Origin of the sequence: Aeromicrobium sp. Root344, from assembly GCF_001425755.1 — a bacterium.
In the GTDB taxonomy this organism is placed as follows: domain Bacteria; phylum Actinomycetota; class Actinomycetes; order Propionibacteriales; family Nocardioidaceae; genus Aeromicrobium.
Window position 1 is genome coordinate 2,109,675 of the sequence record NZ_LMDH01000001.1, and the last position, 23,899, is coordinate 2,133,573.

The following is a 23,899-nucleotide window of genomic DNA, read 5'->3' on the forward strand; positions in this document are numbered from 1 at the left end:
ATGTCATACAGGCTAGGAATCGATGTCGGCGGCACGTTCACTGACTTCGTCGCAACCGATGGGGACCATCCCTTCAAGGGCAAGGTCCCGACTGTACGCGGTGACGAGTCAGTCAGCGTCCTTCAGGCCGTCGACGCCGCGGCGGCGCACTACGGTCTGACGCGACCAGATCTGCTGGCGGACATGGAACTGATCGTGCTCGGCACCACGGTCGTCACCAACACGATGCTCGAGTACAACGGATGCAAGACCGGTCTGATCACGACTGAGGGCTTCCGCGACGTCATCGAGCTTCGTCGCGGCTACCGGGAGAGTCTGTTCGATCTCAGTCTGCCTGCGCCCCACCCGATCGTTCCGCGTCGTTTCCGTGTCGGCGTGCCCGAGCGAATCGACGAGAACGGGTTGATCGTGAAGGCCCTCGACGAGGAAGCGGTTCGCCAGACCCTCCGGGAGTTCGGCGAAGCCGGCGTCGAGGCGATCGCCGTCATGCTCCTGTTCTCCTTCGTCAATCCAGAACACGAACGCCGGGTGAAGGAAATCGCCGCCGAGGAGCTGCCGGACGTCTTCGTGACACTGTCCTCCGACGTGCTGCCGCAGATCCGCGAATTCGAGCGGGTCAGCACGACGGTCGTCAACGCGTACACCAGCCCCCAGCTGAAGGAGTACCTGAACAAGCTCGAGGGCAGCCTTCGCGACGCAGGCCTGGCTGGGTCCCTCCTGATCATGCAGTCAAACGGCGGCGTGATGGATGTGGCCTATTCGGGTGACCACGGCGTGGATGCCGTGCTGTCCGGCCCTGCCGGCGGTGTGGTGGCGGCGACCCGTCTGGGCGAGCAGTCGGGCTACCGGAACGTGATCACAGCCGACATGGGCGGCACCAGCTACGACGTGTGCTTGATCCACGACGGACGCCCGGAAGTGGCGACGGACCAGTGGCTCAGCCGCTACCGCATCGCCGTGCCGCTGATCGACGTCCACACGATCGGTTCCGGCGGTGGCTCTGTCGCTTGGGTCGACAGCGCGGGAGCACTGCGCGTCGGTCCGGAAAGTGCCGGGGCCTTCCCCGGACCAGCCTGCTACGGCCGAGGTGGCGAGCGTCCGACCATCACGGACGCGAATGTCGTGCTCGGTTACATCGAGCCCAGCTTCTTTGTCGGCGGCGCGATCGAGCTGGACGTCGAAGCCGCTCGGAGCGCCATCGAGGAGCACGTCGCCAAGCCGCTCGGCATGTCGATCGAGGAGGCGGCGGTTGGCATCAGTCGCATCGCGAACCATGCCATGTCCGACGCGCTTCGATTCGTGTCGGTGTCCCGCGGACGGGATCCTCGTGACTACGCCCTCATGGCTTTCGGTGGCGGCGGTGCCATCAGCGCTGGAGTTCAGGCACTCGACGTCGGCATCAAGACGATCCTGGTGCCCAAGAACGCTTCCGTGCTCAGCGCGCAAGGCGGGCTGATGGCTGACTTCAAGGTGTCGAGGATTCGAACGGTGCTGCAGAACAGCGAGAAGCTCGAGCTGGACCTCCTCAGCGACGTGCTAGTCGGGATGCAGGACGAAGCTGAAGGTCTGCTGGACAAGGCCGGATCGACGCTGGGTGTGCAGGTCGACCGATTCCTCGACATTCGCTACCCGGGACAGGTTCAGGAGGTGATCGTCCCGCTCAAGAGCCGGACGCGTCGGATCACCAAGGTGAACCTGTCGCGGGCCATTCGCGACTTCCACGATCTGCACCACCAGCTGTACAAGTTCTCCCGTCCCGGCGAGCCGGTCGAGATCGTGTCGGCACGTCTGGAGCTCACCGGCGAGCGTGAACCAGTCGTTCGCAAGGCGCTCCCATTCGATGGGGAGAGCTCGGACGCGGCGCTCGTTGGAGAGCGAACGGTCTACTTCGAGAGCCTGGGGTTCAACGACACTCGGGTGTACGACGGCAGCAAGCTGAAGCCAGGCAACCTCATCCTCGGACCTGCGGTCATCCATGAGCCTGACACCACAATCGTCGTGCTGCCCAACCAAGAAGCAGTGCTCGACCAGTTCGAGACGTACGTCATCGAGGTCGTGGAGTGACCACGTCCGCGAACGGGGTCGTCGACCTGGAGATCCTGCGGCACAAGCTGCAGGCGGTCACCGTGGAGATGGCGGCGACGCTGTCGAGTGGTGCACTTGCACCGAGCATCAATGAAGAGCGTGACTTCGCTGTCGGGATCGTCAGCCCAGCTGGCGAGGTGGTGGCCCTCGACAACCCGATGCGACTCGGCGCGCTGGAGCACACTGCCCGCGGCCTGACGCGGTACTTCAAGTTCGACATGCAGGACGGTGACGTGGCTCTGGCGAGCGATCCGCACCGCGGACCGCGAACCGTGCATGACTGGACCGTCCTGATGCCACTCATCATCAACAGCACGACAGTTCTTCACCTGATCGCCGTCGGGCATGTGCGAGATGTCGGCGGCATGTTGGGCGGCAGCTACTACCCGCCGGCCGAAGACGTGTGGGGGGAGGGTGTCCCCGTATCCCCGGTCAAGGTGCGTCGTTACGGGCAACCGGTGCGCGACATCGTGCAGACGGTGCTGCTGAACAGCCGACTGGAGGACGAGGTCGCCCGTGATCTGGAGACCCTCGTGGCCAGCCTGCACGTCGGGCGCGACAGGCTGAATGACCTCGTCCAGACGTATGGGCTTGAGCTCGTCAGGGCGGCTGCCGACTACACCCTGGACTACACCGAGCGTCGGGTGCGGTCGTTGGTCGCTGACTGGCCGGACGCCTCAGGTCGGGGGGAGGCTGTCCTGACCCACAACGGTGTGGACTCCATTCGGGCGAGCGTCAAGGCACAGTGCACGATCGACGGCGACACCATGACGATCGATCTCACGGACACAGATCCGCAGCAGATCGGCTTCGTCAACAGCACGGCAGGCAATACGACCGGCCTTGCGCTGGTGCCGTTGCTCTCGGTCCTGGACCGTGACATCGGGGTGAACTCTGGATTGACCCGCGCGGTCAAGATCGTCTTGGTGCCGGGCTCCCTGGTCAACGCGGATCACCCCGCTGCTGTGGGTTGGTCCCCGTATCACTGTGGATCCGAGATCGTCGAAGCGGTCTCCGAGGCGTTCGCAGGTGCTCTGTCTGCTGTGGCCGTGAATCCCGGTGCCTCGCGCCCGCTGGTCGTCATCGCACCGAATGTCGATGTGATGCAGCGCGTCGACCCGGGGCAGTTCGCCATTGGACGCGGTTGCGCGATCGAGGGCGTCGACGGCTGGGGCAGCGCTGCGACATTGGCCCGTGCTTCCTTCCCGTCGATCGAGGCGTGGAACTCCACCTGCGATCTGCCGATCCGGCGTATGGAGATGGTGGAAGACAGCGCGGGATCGGGTGAATGGCGAGGAGCGGCGGCGGTCGAGGTCGTCATCGACATCCCAGTCAACCGCCCCATCACGTTGTTCGCGCCGGCCTCCGACTCTGGCGAACGTCGAGGAACTGGGGGCTTCGTTCACTTCTCGGACGACGGGGTCGACCTGCCGACACCCGCAGTAGTTGTCAACGAGCCGATGCAATACCAGTCGTTGAGGCTGGTGTCCGCCGGCGGGTCCGGCTACGGAGATCCTCTCCTTCGTGATCAATCGGCTGTACGAGACGACGTCCTGGACGGGCTCGTCTCATCGGAGGCCGCAACCCGCACGTACGGACTCAACTCATCTGACCCCATACCGTCTGCCTCGAACGATCGAGCGGCGACGTCGACCCCGAGGGGGAATCATGGCCGCTGATCCGGTGACAACGGAGATCATCCGAAACTACATGGAAACCGTCGCTGCAGAGGTCGTGCAGACCATGGTGCGCACGGCAGTTCAGCCGATCTTCAACGAGGCGCACGACTGCTCCGGAGGACTCTTCTACTACAACAACGACGAGGTCAGCCTGATCGCTCGAGCAGACGCCGTCCCCAACCAGGTCTTCCCGAGCCTCCAGTCGGTCGAGGAATGCCTTCGATTCTTCGCCGGTGACCTGAGCGAGGGCGACGTCATCATCGTCAGCGATCCGTACTACGGGGGAAGTCACATTCCCGACTACACCGTGGTCAAGCCAGTCTTCTTCGACGGCGAGCCGCTGTTCTTCCCAGCGGTTCGTGGCCACGTGCTCGACGCGGGCGGTCCGGTCGCCAGCTCCATGAATCCCAATGCCACCGAGATCTGGCAGGAGGGCTTCCGGTTCGCTCCGCTCAAGCTCTACGAGAAGGGCCATCTGCGGCGCGAGGTCTGGTCGTTGATGCTGTCCAACACGCGCATGCCCAAGATGATGGAAGGCGATTTCGGCGCCATGATCGGCGGCTGCGCCGTGGGGGAGACCCGTCTGAGGGAGCTGGTCGGAAAGTACGGCGTCGAGACCGTTCGCGACTCGGTCGAGGACCTCCTCGACTACACGGAGCGACGATTTCGCGACATCGTCCGAGAATGGCCCGACGGCGTCTATCACGGCGAAAGCTCACTCGACACGGACTACCAGGGGAATGAAAACATCACTGTCCGGGTGACCGTCGAGATCGACGGTGATCGGATCCGAGCAGACTTCTCCGGCAGCGATCTGCAGACACCGAGCGTCATCAACAGCACCCGGGCAAACACCCTGTCCTACCTTTACAGCGGGTTGTCCGCGCTGGCGCCGGATCTGCCGATCAACTCAGGCGTCTACCGGTCCGTCGAATCGGTGACGGTGCCCGGTTCCGTCGTGCACTCCCTGCCGCCTGTTGGAGCGGGTCTTGCGACGACAGCGATCGGTGCCGACGTGGGCGAGGCCGTCATGGCCGCGTTCGAGCAGTTCGCGCCACGAAGTGTGGCGACCACTGTCATCGACCTCGCGGATCTCTGGTCTGTCGGCAAGGACGGTCGCAGTGGCGAGGACGAGGACTTCATCCAGTTCGACTACCACGCGTCGCCGTGCTCCGCCGGGGGCACGTACGGCGTGGATGGCTGGGGGGCGTGGACGCCGATCTTCTCTGCACTCCAGATCAACTCGATCGAGATGAGCGAGATCCAGTACCCGTGCCTGTACTGGCAGGCTGAGTACACCACGGACACCGCTGCGCCAGGACAGTGGCGAGGGAGCCCGGCCTACATGTTGCGGCGCCAGCCGTACAAGGCCAGCGGATCGACGTTCCACACGGGCATCGTGCAGGCGACGATCAATCCGCTCAGGGGCTTCCAGGGTGGGAGCCCGGGCGTCGGCAACTACATGGTGTTCCGTGACGGCGCAGACGACGAGCTGATGATCTCCAGCGCCGAGATGCAGATCGCGGTCGAGGAAGGCGAGATGGTCGTCGCCCAGAGCGGCGGTGGAGGCGGGTGGGGCGACCCACTCGATCGCGATGTCGACATGGTGCTGTCGGACGTCGTCGACGGGTACGTTTCGGTTGACGGAGCGCGGCACGACTACGGCGTGGTGATCGACGATTCACAGGATGTTGATGTTGCCGCCACGCTGGAGGAGCGCGAGAAATTGAAGATCCAGCGCGCTGACCAACCCTGGACGTCACTGGGTCGTCAGCAGACGCTCAAGCGAATCGGCCTGTTGCCGGAAACGGTCGAATAGGTCCACCCATGTCTCACGACGAGAGGCCGGTGGTTCGAGAGCCGTGCGACCTGCTGATCCATGGCGCGGTGATCGTCACGGCCAACCCACAGCAACACGTCTTCCACGACGGGGCCGTGGCGATCACCGCGGGGCGGATCGCGGCGGTCGGGGCGACGGCCGACGTCGAGGCTCACTTCGACGCCGTCGATCAGATCGACGGGCGAGGGAAGGTGGTCACCCCTGGTCTGGTGAACGGTCATCTCCACGCCAGCCAGCACCTGCTACGAGGATTCGTCCCAGTCTCCGTGACTGACAACAGTGCCTATCTGTTCCAGTGGGTCTTCCCGTACTACCGCACGCTGTCGGCGAAGGATGAATCGATCGCCGCAACGCTTGCGGGCTGCGATCTGCTTCGACGGGGCATCACAGTGATGGCCGATGGCGGGACGGTTCGCCACCCGGCAACTGTCGCTGACGGATTGGCGATGACAGGTATCCGCGCCCACGTCGGGTCGTGGTGCTGGGATCATCCCGACGTTCCCGAGGGCCTCGCCATGGGTACGAAGGAAGCGTTGAGCCGGGCAGCCGACGCGATGGACGAGATCGCGGGACGGCACCCTCGGGTCAGTCCTCTGGCGTCGACCATCGGCCTGGGTCTGAGCTCGGATGCCCTGTTGCAGGGCGTGAAGGCGTTGGCCGATCGTCACGGCTCCTTCATGGACTTCCATCAGTCGTTCGACGATGAGGAGGTCGACGAGCACAACGCTGCGGCTCGCGGTGTCACACCAGTCGAGCACCTCGACCGGCTCGGGATCCTTGACGACAATGCGCGGCTCATCCACCAGCTGGTCACGACGGACCCCGAGTGGGAGATCATCGCTCGATCCGGCGCCTCGGTGGTCCGCTGCACCGGCCCACGAGCTGCGCACGACCTCGCCACGCTTCGTGAGCACGGAATTACCGTCGGTGTGGGTTCTGACACCGTCAACGTGTCGAACACGAGCGATGTGCTGCGGGTGCTGCAGGGTTTCGCCGCCGAGCTGCGAGAGCCAGGTCCGCGGGGCAGTTCCTACGAGATCACTGCGGACGATCTGTTCGACATGTGCACGCTCGGTGGCGCCCGGACGTTGGGTGTTGAAAGCTTCACCGGATCGCTCGAGCCCGGCAAGAGCGCCGATCTGGTCATCTTCGATGCCTGCCGACCTGAATGGACGCCGCTACTGGATCCGGTCAACCAGCTCGTCCTCTCGGCAGATGGCGGAAGTGTCGAAACCGTGCTGATCGACGGTGAGTTCGTTGTCGAGCACGGACGCGTCGTTGGAGTCGACGAAGTCGCCTTGTACGAGCAGGCAGAAGAAGCCGCAGCCGGCGTGTTGAAGCGCATGGGTGCACAGGCGCGCATGGCGAGGAGACGTCTGTCATGAATCTGAAGATCGAGCTGCCTGACTTCGAGGTCACGGCGACCCTGGAGCTGTACAGCGAGCGGGCTCCCCGTGTGTGCCAGGCAATCTACGATTCCCTGGCTGTTCCGCTGGAGACCAGGACGCAGCATGCCTGCTTCGACGGGCACGAGATCTACTGCTTCCTGCCTGAGATGGCAGAGCCGCCACCGATCGAGAATCGGACCATGCGGCCGCGTCCCGGTGAGGTCATGTTCTTTCATGCAGCCAAGAACGACTTCGCCGTTCTCGACTCGGACCGTCTCGCTCCGGGGCAGGGTCCGATGTTCGAGCTCGCCTTGATCTACGGGGAGGTGGACCTGCGTCACCTGTGGGAGGAAGGGCTGCACGGCTCGCTCGTGGGCCGGGTCACCACCAACTTCGCCGCATTCGCCGAGGCTGCCGGACGCACCCTCAACGAAGGAGCAACGCCCCTGCGGATCAGTCGTGAAATTGCCGAGGCGCCAAGTCTCCGGATGAGCGATGAAGGGCAGGACAGTGAGCACCGCGCCTGATGACCGTAGGGGCGCAATCGCCCAGGCTTTCCACAACATCCGCTACGGACATGCCGAGCGCTTCGGCCCCGCCGAGCTGGTGCCGTTCGTGGATGCGGATCCGCTCGCTGCGCGGGGACCGATCTCGCCCCAGCTGCCGTCGCGCCTCGCGATCGCGCTGGGCCCCCAGGCCCCGCTCCTGCAGTCCGAGGACTGCCAGGTTCTCTCCGTCTACACGCCTGAGTGTGCCGGCCGGCGACCCGTGCTCGTCTGGTTCCACGGCGGCGCTCACGTCTCGGGCGGCGGGGAGCTGCCATGGTATGACGGCACTCTTCTGGCCGCCGAGCAGGACATCGTGGTCGTCACGATCACCTCTCGCCTCGGGCTCCTCGGCAACTACTACGACGAGGGTCACCAGGGCCCGAGTCCGTCCACCACCGATCACCTGACCGCAATCGAATGGGTCCGCCGCCACATCGCCGAGTTCGGGGGAGACCCCGGTCGCGTCACTCTGGCGGGCCAATCAGCTGGCGCGTTCTCCGTCGAGGTGCTGCTGCGATGGGGGGTTGGGCCGCATGTTGTCGGCGCGATCCTCCAGAGCGGGAACCTGCGGGATCCGGATCTCTCCCGCACACCGGCCGCGGCGAGGGAGCATTCCCTGCGTTTCGAGAGGATGCTGGCGGGGTTGGCCCTGCGCGACCTCTCAGTCGAGCAGCTGCTCGAGCACCAGCGTGAGTTCGCAGAGCTGACCAAGAGCTTGACGTGGGCTCCCGCCAGGCCAGACGACGAACGACCGCTCGACATACCTATCGTCGGCGGATGGAACGCGGATGACGACCTGCCGTTCACGATGCTGAGTCGTGGACTCGAGACCCTGACGTGGCGCGACCGCGACACGCTCGATGACCAGGTCCAGGCCGACACGGAGAGTCTGTACGTCCTCCCGACGACTGACGCCCTTCGCGAAGCTCACGACAACGGCGCGCAAACCTGGGCCTACCGGTTCGCGTGGCGAACTCCCCACTCACCATGGGGCTCACCGCACTGCATGGAGATTCCTCTTCTTCTTGGCGACTGGCCTGCGTGGAAGGCCGCGCCGATGTTGCAAGGGGTGGCACCCGAGGAGATCGACGTCACCGGCCGCGGCATGCGACACGCTTGGGCAGAGTTCGCCAGGAACAGTTGTCCTGGCGCCGGGTGGTCGCCGTGGGACACCCAGACGGGGTCGATCAACGACCTCCCACATCTCGTCAGGCTGGAGGACCAGCGGTGACTGGCCGCGCCGTGGTGTCGATCGTCCGTCGCGTTGCGTTCGCGGAGACCGATGCAAGTGGGCGGATCCATTTCACGGCGCCGCTTCGGTGGGTTGAGGAAGCAGAGCACCTGCTTCTGCTCCGCGGGGGTGTGCGGGACGTGGCGTGCTTCCCTCGCGTGGACGTTCGCTCGCAGTACCTCGTGTCGTTGGGCTTTGACGACGAGGTCACCGTCGAGCTCGCGGTCGTGCACGTCGGTCGAACCTCCATCGGATACGAGTGGCGCGGGAGTCGTCGCGCCGAGACGTGCTTCGAGGGTCGCCACACTGTGGTGCATGTCGATTTACAAGGTTCGCCGACGGCGTTGCCGGAAGCGCTACGAGACCTGCTCAATGATGTCGAACGTTGACCTGCCGAGCGCAGCCTCGTATGGCCCCGCCGGCAATACAAACGGTCAACGCCGTGGACTCACGTCAGCATATATTGAACGCTTGACGGCCGTTTTGAATCCGATATACTGATCCCAAGGATCCAGAATGAACTGCACCGGAGGCTGACATGGCCCGCACGCCTTGCCGGATGTGGTGTCGTGCTCTAGCGCGATGAAGTCAACCGCAGACGGAGTGAGAGCAGCAATGAAAACAGTCGTGATCGTGGGTAACCCGAAGCCGCAGTCGCGGACCGCCCATGCGGCCACTCTGTTGGCTGCCGCTTTGGGCGGCAAGGATCCCTATGTGATCGATGTGGTTGATCTCGGGCCGGGCGTGCTCAGCTGGGGTGATTCCACCGTGGAAGGAGCGGTTCGCACGGCGGCTGAGGCGGACCTGCTCATCGTGGCGAGCCCCACGTTCAAGGCAACCTACTCAGGCCTCCTCAAGGTATTTCTTGATCAGTTCGCGGGGGGCCACGGGCTGGAGGGATGCGTGACCGTGCCTCTGATGCTCGGCGCGGGACCCGTTCACGCGATGGCGCCCGAAGTGCACCTGAAGCCGTTGCTCGTCGAACTGGGCGCGACGTGTCCCGCTCCTGGCCTCTATTTGTCAGAGCAGACCTACGAGGATGGTGCCGTGATCTCACAGTTTGTTGAACGATGGGGTCCGAGCCTCACAAGACTGATCGACGAGAAGAGGGCCCGATGATGGACGACCCGTTCCGCATGGATCTAGAAGCAGACCCGCCGTTCGAGCGGCTTGGTGGGGCGCCCGAGGATTCGGGTCAACTGCGCAGTGCTTTCGGGTGTTTTCCCACTGGTGTTGTCGCCGTCAGCGCGATGTCTGAGGGAAACCCGATCTGCATGGTTGCCAGCAGCTTCGTCGGTGTCTCAATCTCGCCGCCGCTGGTCGCCTTCTGCGTCCAATGGGAGTCACAGACATGGGCGCGTTTGAAGGACCTGCCTCGTCTCGGCATCAGTGTCCTTGGTGCCGAGCATGACCAGTCCGTTCGTCGGCTGGCCTCTCGCGCGGAGGACAAATTTCATGAGTTGGGGCTCTGCGTGCGCGAAGAGGGCAGCGTCTTCGTCGACGGTGCAACCGCGTGGCTGGACTGCAGTACCCAAGACGTCATGCCTGCTGGAGACCACGGGATCGTGTTGCTGCGGATCCATGAGCTGACTCTCAGACCCGAGGCCGAGCCGCTGGTCTTCCATGGCAGCGCCTTCAGGCAGCTCGGCGTGTCAACACCGGATCAGTCGGCTTCGCCACCGCAACCCTGAGTCTCAGTCAGACTTCGCCCCAAAGGTCCGGCACTAGGTTGATTGCGCCTTCGTGCGGCGTCCAAGGGCGCCACTCTCCGCCTGGATTGGCATGGCGAGCGAACTCAGCCCAAGCCTGGCGCATCTGGCGGCCATATGTCTCGAGTTGATCCGATGGCACACCATGCAACATGGGTGCATGCCTCCACGCATATTGAGCACCGAGGACGAAAGGAATCTCGATGCAGTGGCAAGCGCCCCACGGCGACCCGGGCGCGCTCCACGTGAACTGATATGCCCAGGCAGGTCGGCCGTTCGCATACGACTCACCGAGTGCTTCGAGCGTCGGTTCGGCGTACAGGGAGGCGGTATCTGCATGAGCCTGCGCCTCCAGTAACTCGCGGTGGTGCCACGTAAGCGCGTCGAGGTTGTGGGACATCACGGTGAACGGCAGATCGTCGTCCGTGTTCCAGCCGCCGAGGAGTGCGAGGTCCAGCGGTTGTTCGATGTCTGGCCTCGCCGGTGCCCAGGTCGGTCCGGCGTTCAACCTAGTGAACTCGTCCTGATATTGCAGGAGTGCGCTCACGGGTAGGCCGCGCGGGTCAACCGATTTCATGAGGACGTCAAATGACGCTGAGTGTTCCCTCGCCTGTACGAGGGAGCGAGAGATGCTGGGATCACAGAGGTTGCCGCTTTGCAGGATCGCCCCAGTAACGTGTGGTCCCAGCCCCCATCGAAGCATCACCTCGATGGACGAGGCGCCAGCAGACTGGCCGACCAGCGTGATCCGGTTGGGGTCGCCGCCCAGTTCCTGTATATGTCGGTGGACCCACTCGATCGCGGTGGTCTGGTCGGTGGTTGCCGGGCTCGGCCCCGTGTGATCATCGGGATGGTAGTGGCCAAGAACGCCAAGGCGGTAGGTGACTGTCACGACTACCACGTCCTGTTCCTCAGCGAGACGTACACCGTCGTACCACGGCAGTTCGCCGCCGCCGGTGACGTGCGCGCCGCCATGGAACCAGACCAGTACGGGTCGGTGACCATTCGTATCGGGAGTGAACACCGACACGACGTGGCAACTCTCAGACTGCTCGAGATCGGCTTGCGGCCCCAAGACGGACGCAAGACGCGAAGGTCCCTGAGGCGACAGCGGACCACGCGGGGCGTTGGGATCAGCATCCCGGAGTGGAACGATCTCCGCAGGGCCGAACCGTTCGGCTCGCGCATACTGAATGCCCCGAAAAGCCTGGCTCGTCGGACGCTCACGCGCCGCGGCGGTGCTCAAGTCGATCTCCTACCGGCTGGTGCCCTACTCAAGGAACGCGATCCCCTCAATCTCAATCACGTACCCGGGCTCGATCAGCGAGACGACTTGCACCCCAGTGCTGGCCGGACGATGGGAACCGAAGTATCTCCGCCGCACCGACCAGTACTCCTGAGCCAGCTGCTCACTCAAAGGCACGCTGAAGTAGGTCACCAGTTTTACGACATTCTGGAGTGTGGCTCCGTGCTCAGCCAAGATCCCGCTCATTGTTTCGAATATGCGCTCGCTCTGCGCGACAAGATCTCCAGGCGCGAACGGGCCGCCGTTCTCATCATCAGCCAGCTGACCTGCGATGTAGATCGTGTTGCCGACCCTGACCGCGTGGGCGATGGGAGGAGTCAGTCCCTTGTCGTGCCCGTCGGACTCTGATGATGGGGTCATCCTGCGCTCCCCGCTGTGGATCGATCATGGTTCACGGCGATGTTGGAGGTGATCCCGTTCTCAGCCAGGCGCGGAAAGACCTCATCGGCCACCACGCGCAGGTCGTTGATGAAATCGGGAACGATCACCATGATTCCGTCGAGGTCGCCGCCTTGCACCGCAGTGGTGATGCGCTGGGCGATCGTGTCATAGGAGCCGGCGAGATATCCGTCCATGATCGACTCACGTCGATCGACCTGACGCGCGAAGTGCTTCCGGGCCTCATTGTTGGTGTCGTCCTTGTAGGGAGCCAGAAGTCCGTTCAGCCACTCCATGTCGGTGCCTGCGTTGTAGTAGTCGACTCGCGACTGTGCGCGTTCGTCGGTCGATTCGGGAATCAGCGTGAAGAGGGCCATCGTCCTGAGCCCGGCGTTGCCGGCCTCGCGCGCCATCTGCTTGGCGAGAAGCATCCGCTCGATCGCCTTCTGGTCGTCGCTTCCGACGAAGAAGGCATAATCGCAACTCTCGGCGGTGAACTTGAACCCCGCGCTCGATTGACCAGCACAGGCGATCTTGGGCGCCGAGTAGGGCTTCGGACTCGCCCATGCGCCGCTCGCAGTGAAGTACTTGCCGTTGTGCACGATGGTTTCATCGGACCAGTACTTGCGAGCGACCTCGACCCATTCGGCCGCCAGGCCGTACTTGCCGTCCGTTGGGTCGGGATTCCACTGAGTGAGTTGGGCCAACGACTCCGGCAGATCTCCCGTGACGACGTTGAGCCCTGCTCGGCCGTGAGAGATCTGATCGATGGTCGCGATGACTTTCGCGGCTACGACAGGGTGCCATGCGAGCACCTGGGCGGTGCCCCACAGCTTGATACGAGACGTTGCCTCGGCCAGGCCGGCCATCAGGCTCAAGGACTCGAGCTGGTGGGACCAGTGGCGTGACTCGCTGTCCTTGCCAGACCACTGCATCATCGAGAGTGCAATGTCGAAGCCGAGTTCTTCGGCCAGGAGCGTGACCTGCCGATTGTGGTCATATGTCCCAGGTGTGTCGGGGGCGTTCTCAGAGAAGACCCACCCACCGTTCGCTATGGGGATGAAGACTCCCGCCTCAATGTGCTTGCGGTACGAGTCTGCGGTCATAGGCGATTGCTCCATGGCTGTGTCCTTTCGTGTCAGTCATGCGTCGTGGAATGTGACGCGATTTTCGTTCTTTGGTTGCATCCGGCAGTGCCCGAACGGCTCACGACGTAGCTGGGAGCACGCTGAGAAGTTCGTAGGCGACATGCGCCGCGGCGACTCCGGTGATCTCGGCGTGGTCGTACGCGGGCGATACCTCAACGATGTCGACTCCGACGACGTTGAGGCCCTCAAGGCCCCTCAGGATCTCCAGCAGTTGGGCGCTGCTCATTCCGCCCGCCTCAGGAGTCCCGGTCCCGGGCGCAAAGGCGGGATCCAACACGTCGATGTCTAGCGAGACGTACACGGGGCGCTGGCCGAGGCGCTCGCGCATCCTGTCGATGATGTCGTCTATCGAGTGACGAAGCAGGTCGCGGCAGTGGATCACGGAGAAGCCCATGCGGGCTGATTCCTCGAGGTCCAAGCCGCCGTAGAGAGGTCCTCGGATGCCGACATGCATCGAGTGGTCGAAATCGATGAGGCCTTCCTCGGCTGCTCGCCTGAACGGCGTGCCGTGGGTGTAGGGAGCGCCGAAATAGGAATCCCAAGTGTCAAGGTGGGCGTCGAAGTGCAGCACCGCGACAGGGCCGTGCAGGGAATGCTGGACGCGGAGAAGCGGCAACGCGATGGTGTGGTCGCCGCCCAGGGTCAACAACGTCCGTCCGGAAGAGGTCAGGCTTGTCGCCGCAGACTCGATCGTCTTGATCGCTGCTTCGATGTCGAACGGGTTGACCCCCACGTCGCCGGCGTCGGCGACGTTCCGGCGGCTGAATGGCATGACCTCGAGAGCGGGGTTGTACGGCCTGAGCAATCGGGATGACTGCCGTATGTGGGCTGGCCCGAAGCGCGCTCCCGGTCGGTAGCTGACCCCAGCATCGAAGGGCACTCCCCAGATGACGACATCGGCGTCGGGAAGTTGTTCGAGTCGGGGAAGGCGAGCGAACGTTCCTTCCCCGGCGAAGCGAGGCACCACGGTTGCGTCCACTGGGTCACCGGGTCTCTGACGCGGATGCGACATGCCCGTCTCGGCGGTCTTTCCAGCTTCGGGGTGCGGCACGGTCAAGCCTTTCGCGAATTCGTCGATTGTGCGGTCGGTAGGGACCCGAGACACATCCGTGGACACGGCTGGGATGTTGTGAGTATCGGATGTCGCGGTACTATCGATCGATAGTATCGCACGCTCAGTCGAGACTCACGAAGTCGGCTGAGATACTTTGACACTCCTAGGGAGGGATCCACGGTGATTCAAACCGGTTCGGGGTCGACGAGGGAGAGGATCCTCGTCGAGGCGTCTCGCCTGTTTGCGTCTCGGGGGTATCACGGCACCTCGACACGAGATATCGCTCAGGTGGTCGGGATTCGACAGCCATCGCTCTACAACCACTTCTCGAGCAAGGAGTCCATCTTGGCGACGCTGCTGGATGCAGACCTCGTTCGGGCGACGGGTCGCGTTGACAAGGTTCTTGCGATGGAGGGCCCTGCCGCCGCACGTCTTCACGCCTACCTGCAAGCTGATATCGCTGCCGTGCTGACGCTGTCTTACGACGTGCGCGGCCTTTACAACGATGTGGTTCTTGAGCTCCCCGAGCTGCGGACTCAGGCGCAACGTAGATCGGCTATTCACGACGGCACTGCTCGCCTTGTGGCGCAGGGTGTTGAGAGCGGCGACCTCGACGTCGATCTTGACCCTGAGTTCGTGCAACATGCGATCACAGGCTTGCTTCTGGAAGCGGTACGGCAGCGTGGATCGCAGCCGGCTGGTGGCTCTGAAGAGAGGGCTCTTGCCATTGCCGACTTCGTTCTGCGGGCTACGCTCGCGGTTCCTTCGGACCTTCCGCGCATCAGGGCCGTGGCAGGCAGTCTCGTGGCGGCTCTGGACCCGGGTGTCGCCGGTCAATCGCTTTTGGCGCCCGGCCAGGCTCACTAGCCCAGCCGGACGCCTGAATCAGATCTGTCCCTCGACCTCGTTGACCAACGCTTCCTCGAGGTCATCCTCTGATTGCCTGTGCAGGTAGAGAGAACGAATCAGTCCGCCGACGAAGGCCGCGATCAGCGGCACGTTGATGAGGAAGTTGCCTAGTGGACCGAGTCCGGTCAGCACCGACATCTTCGAGCAGATCAGATAGAGGACCACTCCCAACGAAGCTGTGGAGAGGATTGGTGCGACCAGGCCTCGCCAATGATCTGTCGTGCCTGGGCGCTGCCCGAAGAACCGGATCACCGACACCGAGGTCAAGATCTGGAGTATGAGAACTGCGACCAATGTCGGTGTGCTCATCCAGATCACGACCTGGGTGTAGGGATCAGCCCCCGACATCGCAAAGATGGAGAGCAGTCCCAACAGGAAGACGGCCTGGACAATCACGGCTGTGATGGGACTGCCGCTCCGGGGGTCGGTGTGCGCCAGTCCGGCGGGCAGGAGCTTGGCCCGGCCCATTGCGAACAAGTATCGGGAGGCAGCATTGTGCATAGCCAGCACGCCGGCAAAGAAGCTCGTGACGATCAGCACCTGCATGGTGTCTGTCATCGTCTTGCCGAGGTATTCATGCGTCAGACCAAAGACCAGCATCGCGGGGTCGCCGGACTGTAGTTTGTCGCCAAGCGCGTTCGGGCCTATCGCCATGAGAATCACCCACGAGGCGAAGGTGAACACCGTGGCCAATAGTCCGACGGCTATGTAAGTGGCTCGCGGCACCATGCGCTCGGGGTCTTTGACCTCTTCTCCGTAAACGGCCGTCTGCTCGAATCCGATGTACACGATGAAGGTGATGACGAACAAGGACGACAGGGCCGAGGATTCCCATGCGCTGGGATTGAAGCTGTCGAAGGAGTATCCCTCTGGTGTGCCCTGGATGAAGATCGCGACGATGAGCGCTCCCAGGACCGCGAATTCGCAGAGCAGGAGGAACGCCAGGACTTTGGCGCCTACGCTCACGCGAAAGTATGCAACGACGCCAACAAGCGCACCGATGAGAAGAGCGCAAACCTGCCATGACACCTGAACCCCGGCGATCGTGTCCAGGGCTGAGGATGCGAATAGTCCTGCGGCGGCACAGAATCCAACCTCGCCGAGTGCGTATCCGGCGTAACCTGTTAGTGCTGCGGCCGCGCCGGTCTGCCGTCCCAAGCCCAAGGTGATGTAGGCGTAGAACGCTCCCGCGTTCCGCACGTGCTTGCTCATGGCCGAGAATCCCACGGCAAAAAGCGCGTAGACCAAGCCAGCGATGAGATAGCCGGACGGGGTGGCGATGCCCCCGATCAAGAATGCGAGTGCCACGAATCCCACCATCGTGGTGAGGGGCGCGGCGGCCGAGAGAACAAAGAAGACCAGGTGGCGTGAACTGAGTGCACCGGAGCGCAAGCGACCCGGTGTAGGCGCTGCCTGAGTCTGAGGAACATTCGTCATAGTGCTGACCTCCGGCGTACTATCGATTGATAGTTACGCAACTTAGGGCATTCTCTGGCACGTGTATAGGGGTTTGGGACCAATTCGAATCCATCAGGCGGTGTGTAGCCGACTTGACGCACGTCAGCCAGTCACGGTGACCGTCGAGCTCGCGGTTGCCCTGGTCGCTGCTCGATCACGTACGAGTGGCGGGGGAGCCGCCCCGGGACGACCCTGTTCGAGGGCCGCCACGCGGTCGCTGATGTCAATCCAGCGGGCACACCTGCTCCTGTGGAAACTACCCTGCGTCTGCGGCTGACGGACGGGGGCCAGCCACCCATTGAGAGAACTCCACGGGCTGACGGCAGTCGCCGCCGATCGTAGTGGCAGTGTGTGTCGAAATCTTGACTGACGTCACTATAACGACATAACATGAGGCGAGAATCCGGAAGAGAGAGCGCCATGAACCTGTCACCGTCCGCGCATGTGGATCCGTTCTGTCGCACTCACCTGCCGGATCGGGCCGACTGGCCCGAACTCCTGCTCGACGGAGCGGGACCGGACCGACTGAACTGCGCGACGGCTCTGTTGGACGACGTCATCAGAGAGCTTGGCGGCGACCGTCCGTGCCTGCTGGCGCCCGGACAGACGACGTGGACCTACGAGGGCTTGCGGCAGACCGCCAGTCGCATCGCGCACGTACTCACCGAGGAGTTCGCTATCGTCCCGGGCAACCGGGTGCTGCTGCGAGGGCCCAACAACCCATGGTTGGTGGCTTGCTGGTTCGGCGTGCTGAAAGCCGGTGCCGTGGTAGTTGCGACGATGCCCATGCTGCGGGCCGGCGAGCTGCGGGACATCCACGAGATCGCCGACATCGACCTTGCAATATGCGACCACCGGTTTCTCGCCGACCTGGTTGCTGCCGAACTCGTGGACGTCCCGACGTTGTCCTACGGGAGCTCCTCAGACACGGATCTGCAGTCGCGGATCCTTGGCCACTCGGACTCGTACGACGATGTTGTCACTGCGGCTGATGACGTCGCCTTGTTGGCCTTCACCTCCGGCACCACCGGCCGGCCGAAGTCGACCATGCACTTTCACCGGGACGTCCTGGCCATCGCGGACACCTTCTCGCATCACATCGTCAAGCCCACATCTGCGGACGTCTTCACCGGAACGCCGCCTCTGGCGTTCACGTTCGGTCTCGGTGGTCTGGTGATCTTCCCGCTTCGAGTGGGTGCCAGCACCCTGCTGATCGAGAAGGCCACGCCTGCCGAGCTCGCTCGTCTCATCGCCGAGCACCAGGTCTCCATCTGCTTCACGGCCCCGACGGCATATCGCGCGATGCTCGCCTCCGGGGACGCCTCCTCCCTCTCGACGCTGCGCCGAGCGGTCTCGGCGGGGGAGCACCTGGACGTGACGACCTGGCACGCGTTCCACGACGCAACCGGCATCGCCCTCATTGATGGGATCGGTGCCACCGAGATGCTGCACGTCTTCATCTCCGCTGCGGACGACGACATCCGACCGGGCTCAACGGGGCGGGCCGTACCGGGATACGTCGCGGCGATCGTCGACGACAGCGGTGTCCAGGTGCCGGACGGGACCCCGGGGCGACTTGCCGTGAAGGGGCCGACCGGATGCCGCTATCTGGCGGACCCGAGGCAGAAGGTGTACGTCGAGGGCGGATGGAACATCACGGGCGACACGTTCACCCGGGACGCCGACGGCTATTACTGGTACCACGCACGCAACGACGACATGATCGTCTCTTCTGGCTACAACATCTCCGGACCGGAGGTCGAGGAGGCGGTCGTGTCGCACCCGGTAGTGCTCGAGTGCGCAGTGGTCGGCCTGCCGGATCAGTCTCGGGGTCAGCTGGTCACGGCCTTTGTCGTCCTCAAGCCCGACGAAGCGGCGAGCGACGACACGGTGACGAGCATCCAGAGTCACGTCAAGGCCATGATCGCGCCGTACAAGTATCCGCGTCGCGTCGAGTTCGTCGCTGCGCTTCCACGCACGGCCACGGGAAAGCTGCAAAGATTTCGCTTACGTGCTCCGGAAACGCCGTCATGATGACGCCATAGAGTTGGCGCCATGCCAGAGATCGCGCCACGCCAGCTGATCATCACGCTGTTCGGGCTGTACGCCCGCGACGAGCATCACTGGCTGTCAGTGAAGTCTGTCGTCAAGCTGCTCGGCGACCTTGGAGTCGAGTCGGCAGGCGTCCGCTCGTCGATCTCACGCCTGAAACGTCGCGGGATCCTACTGGCGATGAAGGACCATGGCGCAGCTGGATATGCGCTTTCTGATGAGATCCTCGAGGTCCTGCGCGAGGGAGATGTCCGGATCTTCGAGCGCCGCCGGGCGAGCAAGGCGGACGGCTTCGTCCTCGTCGTCTACTCGATTCCCGAGTCCGAACGCGAAAAGCGGCACGAGCTGAGGACGGCGCTGACCCGGATGGGATTCGGCACGGCAGCTCCTGGCGTCTGGGTGGCGCCGGAGCACCTCCACGACGAAGTCGCCAGGACGCTCGGCCGCCTCGGGATGCAGTCGTACGTCGAGCTGTTCACGGCGCGCTACGACGCATTTGGCTCGATCGCCGACAAGGTTGCCCAGTGGTGGGACCTCGGGGCCATCGACGCCGCATACGCGGATTTCATCGATCGCTACTCGGGTGCACGACAGCGGTGGAAGGAAGCGGGAGACTCGACACGCACTGCCTTCGAGATCTACGTGCCCATGCTGACCGAGTGGCGCCGTCTCCCATTCCTGGACCCAGGACTCTCCCTCGATCTGCTGCCGAGCTCGTGGCATGGCATCAAGGCGGCAGAGCTCTTCGCCGACCTCGACGCACTGCTGCGAACACCGGCCCGCGAGCACGCAGTGGGCACCATCCACGCCTGAGGGACACGTCAATCGAGCGACGCGATCCCCTGGATCTCGACTAGCGCCTCGACATCCCAGAGGCGTGGCACACCGATGCCGGCCATCGCCGGGTACTCGGTGCCAGCTAGGCGGCGCCACACCTGCCCGATCTCCCGTGCGTGCGCAAGGTAGTCCTCCATGTCGACGATGTAGATCGTGACAGTGACCAGGTCATCGGGTGTCCCGCCGGACGCATTCAAGGCACGCAGGAGGTTGGCGAAGGCCTGCTCGAACTGCTCGACGATGCCGCCTTGGATGATGGCACCTGAGGCGTCCAGAGCGGTCTGTCCCGCAAGGAACACGGTGCGTGCGCGGTTGGACACGACTGCGTGGCTGAACCCGCGGGGCGCCCCCATGTCGGGTGGATTGATGCGTTCGAAGGTCATGACTGGACGGCCCCTCCATCGACATTGATGCCTTGTCCGTTGATGGCCCCATTGTCGATCAGCGACAGCACAGCTGCTGCGACCTCATCGGGGTCGATCAGACGGCCGATCGGCTGTCTGCGTGCAAGAAGCTGGGTCGCCTTCTCAGGTGTGACGTCGAGCCGCGCGCTCATCTCGGCGATCGTGGCGTGAGTCATCGGGGTGTCGACGTAACCCGGGCACACCGAGTTGACGGTCACGCCGGTGCGGGCGACTTCGTCCGCAGCCGCGCGAACGAGGCCCTGCACGCCGTGCTTGCTGGCCGTGTAGGCGCTGACCTGCCGCTCGCCGCGCTTGGCCACGACCGATGCGATCACCACGATGCGGCCCCAGCCATGCTCGGTCATCGCTGGCAGCGCGCGCCGCATGCACCGAAACGGTGCCGTGAGGTTGACGTCGAGCATCGCCTGCCACTGCTCGTCAGTGGTCTCGGTCACGGGGGCGGCCATCGAGCTGCCGGCATTCGCCACGAGCACCCCGACAGGGCCCCACGTGTCCTCGACCGTGGAGAAGAGGTCATCCACCTGCTGTGAATCGGTGACATCGGCGACGAGGCACAGTGCCGGGCCATCCAAGAGATCAGAGGTCGCCTGCAGCTTGCCGAGGTCCCGACCGACCAGGACAACGCGGTGCCCTGCATCGGATAGCCGGATGGCTATGGCGCGACCGACGCCTTGACCCGCGCCGGTGACGACACTGACGAGGTCGCTCATCGGAAGCTCGGGATTCCGGTCAGCTCGGCACCGATACTGAGGGAGTGCATCTCCTCGGTCCCTTCGTACGTCGAGACGGTCTCGAGATTGCTCATGTGGCGCATGACTGAATGATCCAGGGTGATGCCGGCAGCGCCCAGCATGCCCCGCGCGGTCCTTGCGACCTCGAGGGCAGAGCGGACGTTGGCAAGCTTGCCGTAGCTCACCTGTACCGGCGTGATCGTGCCGGCGTCCTTGAGGCGTCCGAGCTGGACCGCGACGAGGGAGGCATTGTTGACGGCGATCGTCATGTCCGCCAGCTTGCGTTGCGTGAGCTGGAATGCAGCGAGAGGCTTGCCGAACTGCTGACGTTCGAGGGTGTAGGAGAGCGCCTCCTCCAGGCAGCTGCGGGCGGCGCCGACCACGCCCCACAGGATTCCGTACCGCGCCTCGTTGAGGCATGACAACGGTCCTTTGAGACCGCGTGCGTCCGGGAACGCCGCCTCGGCGGGAACACGGACGTTGTCGAGCACGAGCTCTGCGGTGATCGACGCACGCAGCGAGAGCTTGCGGGGGATCTCGTTGGCGGTGAATCCGGCAGTGTCGGTTGGCACTGCGAAGCCACGGATCCCTTCATCGGTCTGTGCCCAGATGACCGCGACGTCGGCGAGCGTGCCGTTCGTGATCCACATCTTGGAGCCGTTCAGCACCCAGTCGGTGCCGTCGCGCTTCGCGGTCGAGCGCATGGAGCCGGGGTCGCTTCCTGCGTCAGACTCGGTCAGGCCGAAGCAGCCGATAGCGTCGCCCGCAGCCATCCGCGGCAGCCACAGCTCGCGCTGCTCCTCGGCGCCCCAACGGTGGATCGCGAACATGGCGAGGGAACCTTGAACCGACACGAGGCTGCGGAGACCCGAATCGATCGCCTCCAGCTCCCGGCACGCCACGCCGTAGGCGGTCGCGGTGGTGCCGGAGCAGCCGTAGCCCTCGAGGTGCATGCCGAGGACGCCGAGCTTGCCGAGGCCGCGAGCGATCTCGATCGGGACGGTGCCCTGCTCGTACCAGGCGGACACGTGCGGAGCCAGCTCAGATCGAACGTAGTCTCGGACCGTGTCACGGATGGCTCGTTCTTCGTCGCTGAGCTGGGCATCGATGTCGAGCAAGTCGTGCGCGTTCACTAGCGTCCCTTCCATGCGGGCAGTCGCCCGGCGTTGAAGGCCGAGTGGAACTCGGCATGGTCCTCGGTGGTCATCAGGAGAGCTTGAGTCATGGCGTCCAGCTCGACGGCAGCCGAAAGGGGCATGTCGAGCTCGCGCGTCAAGAGGGACTTGGTCTGGGCGTAGGCGAGGGTCGGTCCGCTCACGAGGCGCTCTGCCAGGGCGAGGACAGCGCTGTCGAGGTCTTCGTCGGCCACGAGCTCGGACACCAGGCCGTATCGGTCCGCCGTCGCGGCGTCGACGGTGTCGCCGAGCATGAGCAACTTGGTCGCGTGGCCGAGACCGACGACACGTGGGAGCAGGTAGGCCGCGCCCATGTCGCCTCCCGACAACCCGACCTTGGTAAACAGAAAGGCGAAGCGTCCGGACGCCCCGACGACGCGGAAGTCGGATGCGAGCGCGATGACCGAGCCTGCGCCCGCGGCGATGCCCTGGATCTTGGTGATGATCGGGATGGGGCACTCGCGCATCGCACGGATGACGTCCCCCGTCATCTTGGTGAACGTCATCAGCTCGTCGGCCTTCATCATCAGGAGCTCGCCGATGATCTCGTTGACATCACCTCCGCCGCAGAACGCACGACCTTCGCCCTGGATCACCAGAGCCTTGATGTCCGGGTGATGGGGAAGCTCGAACAGCAGATCGCGAAGATCGGCGTACGACTCGAACGTGAGCGGGTTGAGCTTCTCGGGCCGGGTCAGAGTCACCGTGGCGACGGACCCGTCGACGGTGAAGTTGAAGTGGTCCCATGTGGTGGTCAGAGGGGCTGAGGCGCGAAACCGGCTCATCGAGTGCTCCTTTGCTTGAGGACTTCCCGGGCGATGATGGAGAGCTGCACTTCCGAGGCGCCCTCATAGATCCGGGGCGCGCGCACGTCACGATAGAGGTGCTCGAGCAGGTGTCCGCGCTGAAGCGCTCGCGCGCCGTGCAGCTGGACGCACTGATCGACGATCTGTTGAGCGGCCTCGGTCGCAAACAGCTTGGCCATGGCCGCGGTACGGCTGATCGTGCTCCGGTCTGCGCCGGCGTCGTATGCGCTCGCGGCGGCGTAGACGAGTAGCCGTGACGCCTCGAGCTGCATCGACATCGAGGCTACCGAGTGTGCAACAGATTGTTGGGCGACGAGCGAGTCGCCGTAGGCCTGACGGTCAACCACGTGGTCGATCGTCGCGTCGAGTGCCGCGCGCGCCATCCCGGTCGCGAAGGCGCCGACGCTGGGCCTGAAGAGGTCGAGTGTCCGCATGGCCACCCGGAACCCTGCATCGACATCGCCGAGGACGTCCACGGGACTGACACGTACGCCATCGAAGACGAGGCGCCCGATCGGATGGGGTGACAGCAGATCGAGGTGCTCGCCGGTGAGGCCGGCCGAGGCGCCGTCGACGGCGAACGCCGTGACGCCCCGCGCACCTGCGTCGGCTGTCGTGCGAGCGAACACGGTGTAGACGTCGGCCTCTGGTGCGTTTGAGATCCACACCTTCTCGCCAGAGAGTCTCCAGTCCTCTCCGTCCTGCTCGGCGACGAGCGAAAGGGCGGCGGCGTCCGACCCCGCACCGGGTTCAGTGAGAGCGAACGCGGCGACCGTTGTCCCAGCCACGACGCCGGGGATCCACCGCTCGATCGTCTCGGCGTTGCCGGACTGAAGGATCGGATAGCTGCCGAGGCCCTGGAGTGCCAACGCGGTCTCGGCCTCGGTGCTGACGGATGCGATGGTCTCGCGCAACAGGCACAGCTGCATGGCTGCGGCATCGGTTGGCGGCTGCTTGGGGTCTCCACCGAACAGGTCACGCAACAAACCAAGCTCTCCGAGCCGGGTCAGCAATGGCCGGTTGATCCGACCTTCCTCTTCGATTCCCGCCATGGGGAGGAGGTGTTCTGTCGCCAACGCGCGCACGCGCTCGACATAGTCGAGCTGGTCTGCGCTCAGAGCGAACCCGCTCATTGATTCC

The 23,899-nt window shown here is 64.1% G+C and carries 22 protein-coding genes and 1 pseudogene; 13 read left to right on the forward strand and 10 right to left on the reverse strand.

What is annotated here, in order from left to right:
• The 9 genes from ASC61_RS10355 (at position 1) to ASC61_RS10395 (ending at position 10,462) form a co-directional block, all read left to right on the forward strand.
• A complete protein-coding gene (locus ASC61_RS10355; RefSeq protein WP_056211598.1) occupies positions 1 to 2,064 on the forward strand; it encodes a hydantoinase/oxoprolinase family protein in 2,064 nt (687 codons plus the stop codon).
• A complete protein-coding gene (locus ASC61_RS10360) occupies positions 2,061 to 3,764 on the forward strand; it encodes a hydantoinase B/oxoprolinase family protein (RefSeq protein WP_056211600.1) in 1,704 nt (567 codons plus the stop codon). Before ASC61_RS10355 ends, ASC61_RS10360 begins: the two co-directional genes overlap by 4 nt.
• Positions 3,754 to 5,583: a hydantoinase B/oxoprolinase family protein gene (locus ASC61_RS10365; RefSeq protein ID WP_056211602.1), complete on the forward strand. Its 1,830-nt coding sequence runs from the start codon at positions 3,754 to 3,756 to the stop codon at positions 5,581 to 5,583. Before ASC61_RS10360 ends, ASC61_RS10365 begins: the two co-directional genes overlap by 11 nt.
• An 8-nt stretch (positions 5,584 to 5,591) precedes the next feature.
• Entirely contained in the window at positions 5,592 to 6,989 is a 1,398-nt protein-coding gene (locus tag ASC61_RS10370; RefSeq protein WP_082530585.1) for an amidohydrolase family protein, read from the forward strand.
• Positions 6,986 to 7,519 (forward strand): DUF3830 family protein, encoded by a 534-nt coding sequence (locus ASC61_RS10375; protein WP_056211606.1) that lies wholly within the window; start codon positions 6,986 to 6,988, stop codon positions 7,517 to 7,519. Before ASC61_RS10370 ends, ASC61_RS10375 begins: the two co-directional genes overlap by 4 nt.
• A complete protein-coding gene (locus ASC61_RS10380) occupies positions 7,503 to 8,771 on the forward strand; it encodes a carboxylesterase family protein (RefSeq protein ID WP_056211609.1) in 1,269 nt (422 codons plus the stop codon). Before ASC61_RS10375 ends, ASC61_RS10380 begins: the two co-directional genes overlap by 17 nt.
• Positions 8,768 to 9,160 carry an acyl-CoA thioesterase gene (locus ASC61_RS19390; RefSeq protein WP_056211610.1) on the forward strand — a complete coding sequence of 131 codons (393 nt, stop codon included), beginning with the start codon at positions 8,768 to 8,770 and terminating at the stop codon, positions 9,158 to 9,160. Before ASC61_RS10380 ends, ASC61_RS19390 begins: the two co-directional genes overlap by 4 nt.
• A gap of 226 nt (positions 9,161 to 9,386) precedes the next feature.
• Positions 9,387 to 9,890: an NADPH-dependent FMN reductase gene (locus ASC61_RS10390; protein ID WP_056211612.1), complete on the forward strand. Its 504-nt coding sequence runs from the start codon at positions 9,387 to 9,389 to the stop codon at positions 9,888 to 9,890.
• A complete protein-coding gene (locus ASC61_RS10395) occupies positions 9,887 to 10,462 on the forward strand; it encodes a flavin reductase family protein (protein ID WP_235503534.1) in 576 nt (191 codons plus the stop codon). The genes ASC61_RS10390 and ASC61_RS10395 overlap by 4 nt, the downstream gene beginning before the upstream one ends.
• A gap of 7 nt (positions 10,463 to 10,469) precedes the next feature.
• Here the strand turns inward: ASC61_RS10395 and ASC61_RS10400 are convergent, their stop codons facing one another.
• From ASC61_RS10400 to speB, 4 genes are all read right to left on the reverse strand, one after another.
• A complete protein-coding gene (locus ASC61_RS10400) occupies positions 10,470 to 11,726 on the reverse strand; it encodes a carboxylesterase family protein (RefSeq protein ID WP_157439448.1) in 1,257 nt (418 codons plus the stop codon).
• Between the two features lie 24 nt (positions 11,727 to 11,750).
• Positions 11,751 to 12,146, reverse strand: coding sequence for a RidA family protein (locus ASC61_RS10405; RefSeq protein WP_056211616.1), 396 nt, complete (start codon positions 12,144 to 12,146; stop codon positions 11,751 to 11,753).
• A complete protein-coding gene (locus ASC61_RS10410) occupies positions 12,143 to 13,270 on the reverse strand; it encodes an LLM class flavin-dependent oxidoreductase (protein ID WP_056211618.1) in 1,128 nt (375 codons plus the stop codon). The genes ASC61_RS10405 and ASC61_RS10410 overlap by 4 nt, the downstream gene beginning before the upstream one ends.
• Before the next feature lie 100 nt (positions 13,271 to 13,370).
• Positions 13,371 to 14,429 carry an agmatinase gene (gene speB / locus ASC61_RS10415; protein WP_235503535.1) on the reverse strand — a complete coding sequence of 353 codons (1,059 nt, stop codon included), beginning with the start codon at positions 14,427 to 14,429 and terminating at the stop codon, positions 13,371 to 13,373.
• 117 nt (positions 14,430 to 14,546) lie between these two features.
• On the opposite strand from speB, the pseudogene ASC61_RS20470 reads away from it, so the two are divergent.
• Both ASC61_RS20470 and ASC61_RS10420 read left to right on the forward strand, forming a co-directional pair.
• Positions 14,547 to 14,705: pseudogene (locus tag ASC61_RS20470) on the forward strand (TetR/AcrR family transcriptional regulator); the annotation flags it as partial.
• 6 nt (positions 14,706 to 14,711) lie between these two features.
• Positions 14,712 to 15,233, forward strand: coding sequence for a hypothetical protein (locus ASC61_RS10420; protein WP_235503536.1), 522 nt, complete (start codon positions 14,712 to 14,714; stop codon positions 15,231 to 15,233).
• Between the two features lie 18 nt (positions 15,234 to 15,251).
• Here the strand turns inward: ASC61_RS10420 and ASC61_RS10425 are convergent, their stop codons facing one another.
• Complete coding sequence (locus ASC61_RS10425) at positions 15,252 to 16,712, reverse strand: APC family permease (protein WP_056211622.1); 1,461 nt, start codon at positions 16,710 to 16,712, stop codon at positions 15,252 to 15,254.
• 567 nt (positions 16,713 to 17,279) lie between these two features.
• Between ASC61_RS10425 and ASC61_RS10430 the strand changes: the two genes are divergently transcribed.
• Together ASC61_RS10430 and ASC61_RS10435 are read left to right on the forward strand one after the other, a co-directional pair.
• Complete coding sequence (locus ASC61_RS10430; RefSeq protein WP_235503538.1) at positions 17,280 to 18,767, forward strand: AMP-binding protein; 1,488 nt, start codon at positions 17,280 to 17,282, stop codon at positions 18,765 to 18,767.
• Positions 18,768 to 18,788: 21 nt separating this feature from the next.
• Positions 18,789 to 19,598, forward strand: coding sequence for a PaaX family transcriptional regulator (locus ASC61_RS10435; protein WP_056211626.1), 810 nt, complete (start codon positions 18,789 to 18,791; stop codon positions 19,596 to 19,598).
• An 8-nt stretch (positions 19,599 to 19,606) separates the two neighbouring features.
• Here the strand turns inward: ASC61_RS10435 and ASC61_RS10440 are convergent, their stop codons facing one another.
• Genes ASC61_RS10440 through ASC61_RS10460 form a run of 5 tightly spaced genes read right to left on the reverse strand, consistent with a single transcriptional unit; the run spans position 19,607 to position 23,892 of the window.
• Entirely contained in the window at positions 19,607 to 20,005 is a 399-nt protein-coding gene (locus ASC61_RS10440; protein ID WP_056211628.1) for a RidA family protein, read from the reverse strand.
• On the reverse strand, positions 20,002 to 20,757 hold the full coding sequence (locus ASC61_RS10445; protein WP_056211630.1) for an SDR family NAD(P)-dependent oxidoreductase: 756 nt from the start codon (positions 20,755 to 20,757) through the stop codon (positions 20,002 to 20,004). Before ASC61_RS10445 ends, ASC61_RS10440 begins: the two co-directional genes overlap by 4 nt.
• A complete protein-coding gene (locus ASC61_RS10450) occupies positions 20,754 to 21,911 on the reverse strand; it encodes an acyl-CoA dehydrogenase family protein (RefSeq protein ID WP_442854211.1) in 1,158 nt (385 codons plus the stop codon). The genes ASC61_RS10445 and ASC61_RS10450 overlap by 4 nt, the downstream gene beginning before the upstream one ends.
• Complete coding sequence (locus ASC61_RS10455; RefSeq protein WP_056211635.1) at positions 21,911 to 22,738, reverse strand: enoyl-CoA hydratase family protein; 828 nt, start codon at positions 22,736 to 22,738, stop codon at positions 21,911 to 21,913. Before ASC61_RS10455 ends, ASC61_RS10450 begins: the two co-directional genes overlap by 1 nt.
• Complete coding sequence (locus tag ASC61_RS10460; RefSeq protein ID WP_056211637.1) at positions 22,735 to 23,892, reverse strand: acyl-CoA dehydrogenase family protein; 1,158 nt, start codon at positions 23,890 to 23,892, stop codon at positions 22,735 to 22,737. Before ASC61_RS10460 ends, ASC61_RS10455 begins: the two co-directional genes overlap by 4 nt.
• Between the last annotated feature and the right edge of the window lie 7 nt (positions 23,893 to 23,899).

What these genes read in the sequence shown, in the direction of transcription:
- ASC61_RS10405 (WP_056211616.1), bottom strand. Translation starts at nt 12,146, where the DNA reads ATGACCCCATCATCAGAGTCCGACGGGCACGACAAGGGACTGACTCCT.
- ASC61_RS10425 (WP_056211622.1), bottom strand. Translation starts at nt 16,712, where the DNA reads ATGACGAATGTTCCTCAGACTCAGGCAGCGCCTACACCGGGTCGCTTG.
- ASC61_RS10445 (WP_056211630.1), bottom strand. Translation starts at nt 20,757, where the DNA reads ATGAGCGACCTCGTCAGTGTCGTCACCGGCGCGGGTCAAGGCGTCGGT.
- ASC61_RS10375 (WP_056211606.1), top strand. Translation starts at nt 6,986, where the DNA reads ATGAATCTGAAGATCGAGCTGCCTGACTTCGAGGTCACGGCGACCCTG.
- ASC61_RS10455 (WP_056211635.1), bottom strand. Translation starts at nt 22,738, where the DNA reads ATGAGCCGGTTTCGCGCCTCAGCCCCTCTGACCACCACATGGGACCAC.
- ASC61_RS10435 (WP_056211626.1), top strand. Translation starts at nt 18,789, where the DNA reads ATGCCAGAGATCGCGCCACGCCAGCTGATCATCACGCTGTTCGGGCTG.
- ASC61_RS10355 (WP_056211598.1), top strand. Translation starts at nt 1, where the DNA reads ATGTCATACAGGCTAGGAATCGATGTCGGCGGCACGTTCACTGACTTC.
- ASC61_RS10410 (WP_056211618.1), bottom strand. Translation starts at nt 13,270, where the DNA reads ATGACCGCAGACTCGTACCGCAAGCACATTGAGGCGGGAGTCTTCATC.
- ASC61_RS10365 (WP_056211602.1), top strand. Translation starts at nt 3,754, where the DNA reads ATGGCCGCTGATCCGGTGACAACGGAGATCATCCGAAACTACATGGAA.
- ASC61_RS10440 (WP_056211628.1), bottom strand. Translation starts at nt 20,005, where the DNA reads ATGACCTTCGAACGCATCAATCCACCCGACATGGGGGCGCCCCGCGGG.
- ASC61_RS10370 (WP_082530585.1), top strand. Translation starts at nt 5,592, where the DNA reads ATGTCTCACGACGAGAGGCCGGTGGTTCGAGAGCCGTGCGACCTGCTG.
- ASC61_RS10390 (WP_056211612.1), top strand. Translation starts at nt 9,387, where the DNA reads ATGAAAACAGTCGTGATCGTGGGTAACCCGAAGCCGCAGTCGCGGACC.
- ASC61_RS10460 (WP_056211637.1), bottom strand. Translation starts at nt 23,892, where the DNA reads ATGAGCGGGTTCGCTCTGAGCGCAGACCAGCTCGACTATGTCGAGCGC.
- ASC61_RS10395 (WP_235503534.1), top strand. Translation starts at nt 9,887, where the DNA reads ATGATGGACGACCCGTTCCGCATGGATCTAGAAGCAGACCCGCCGTTC.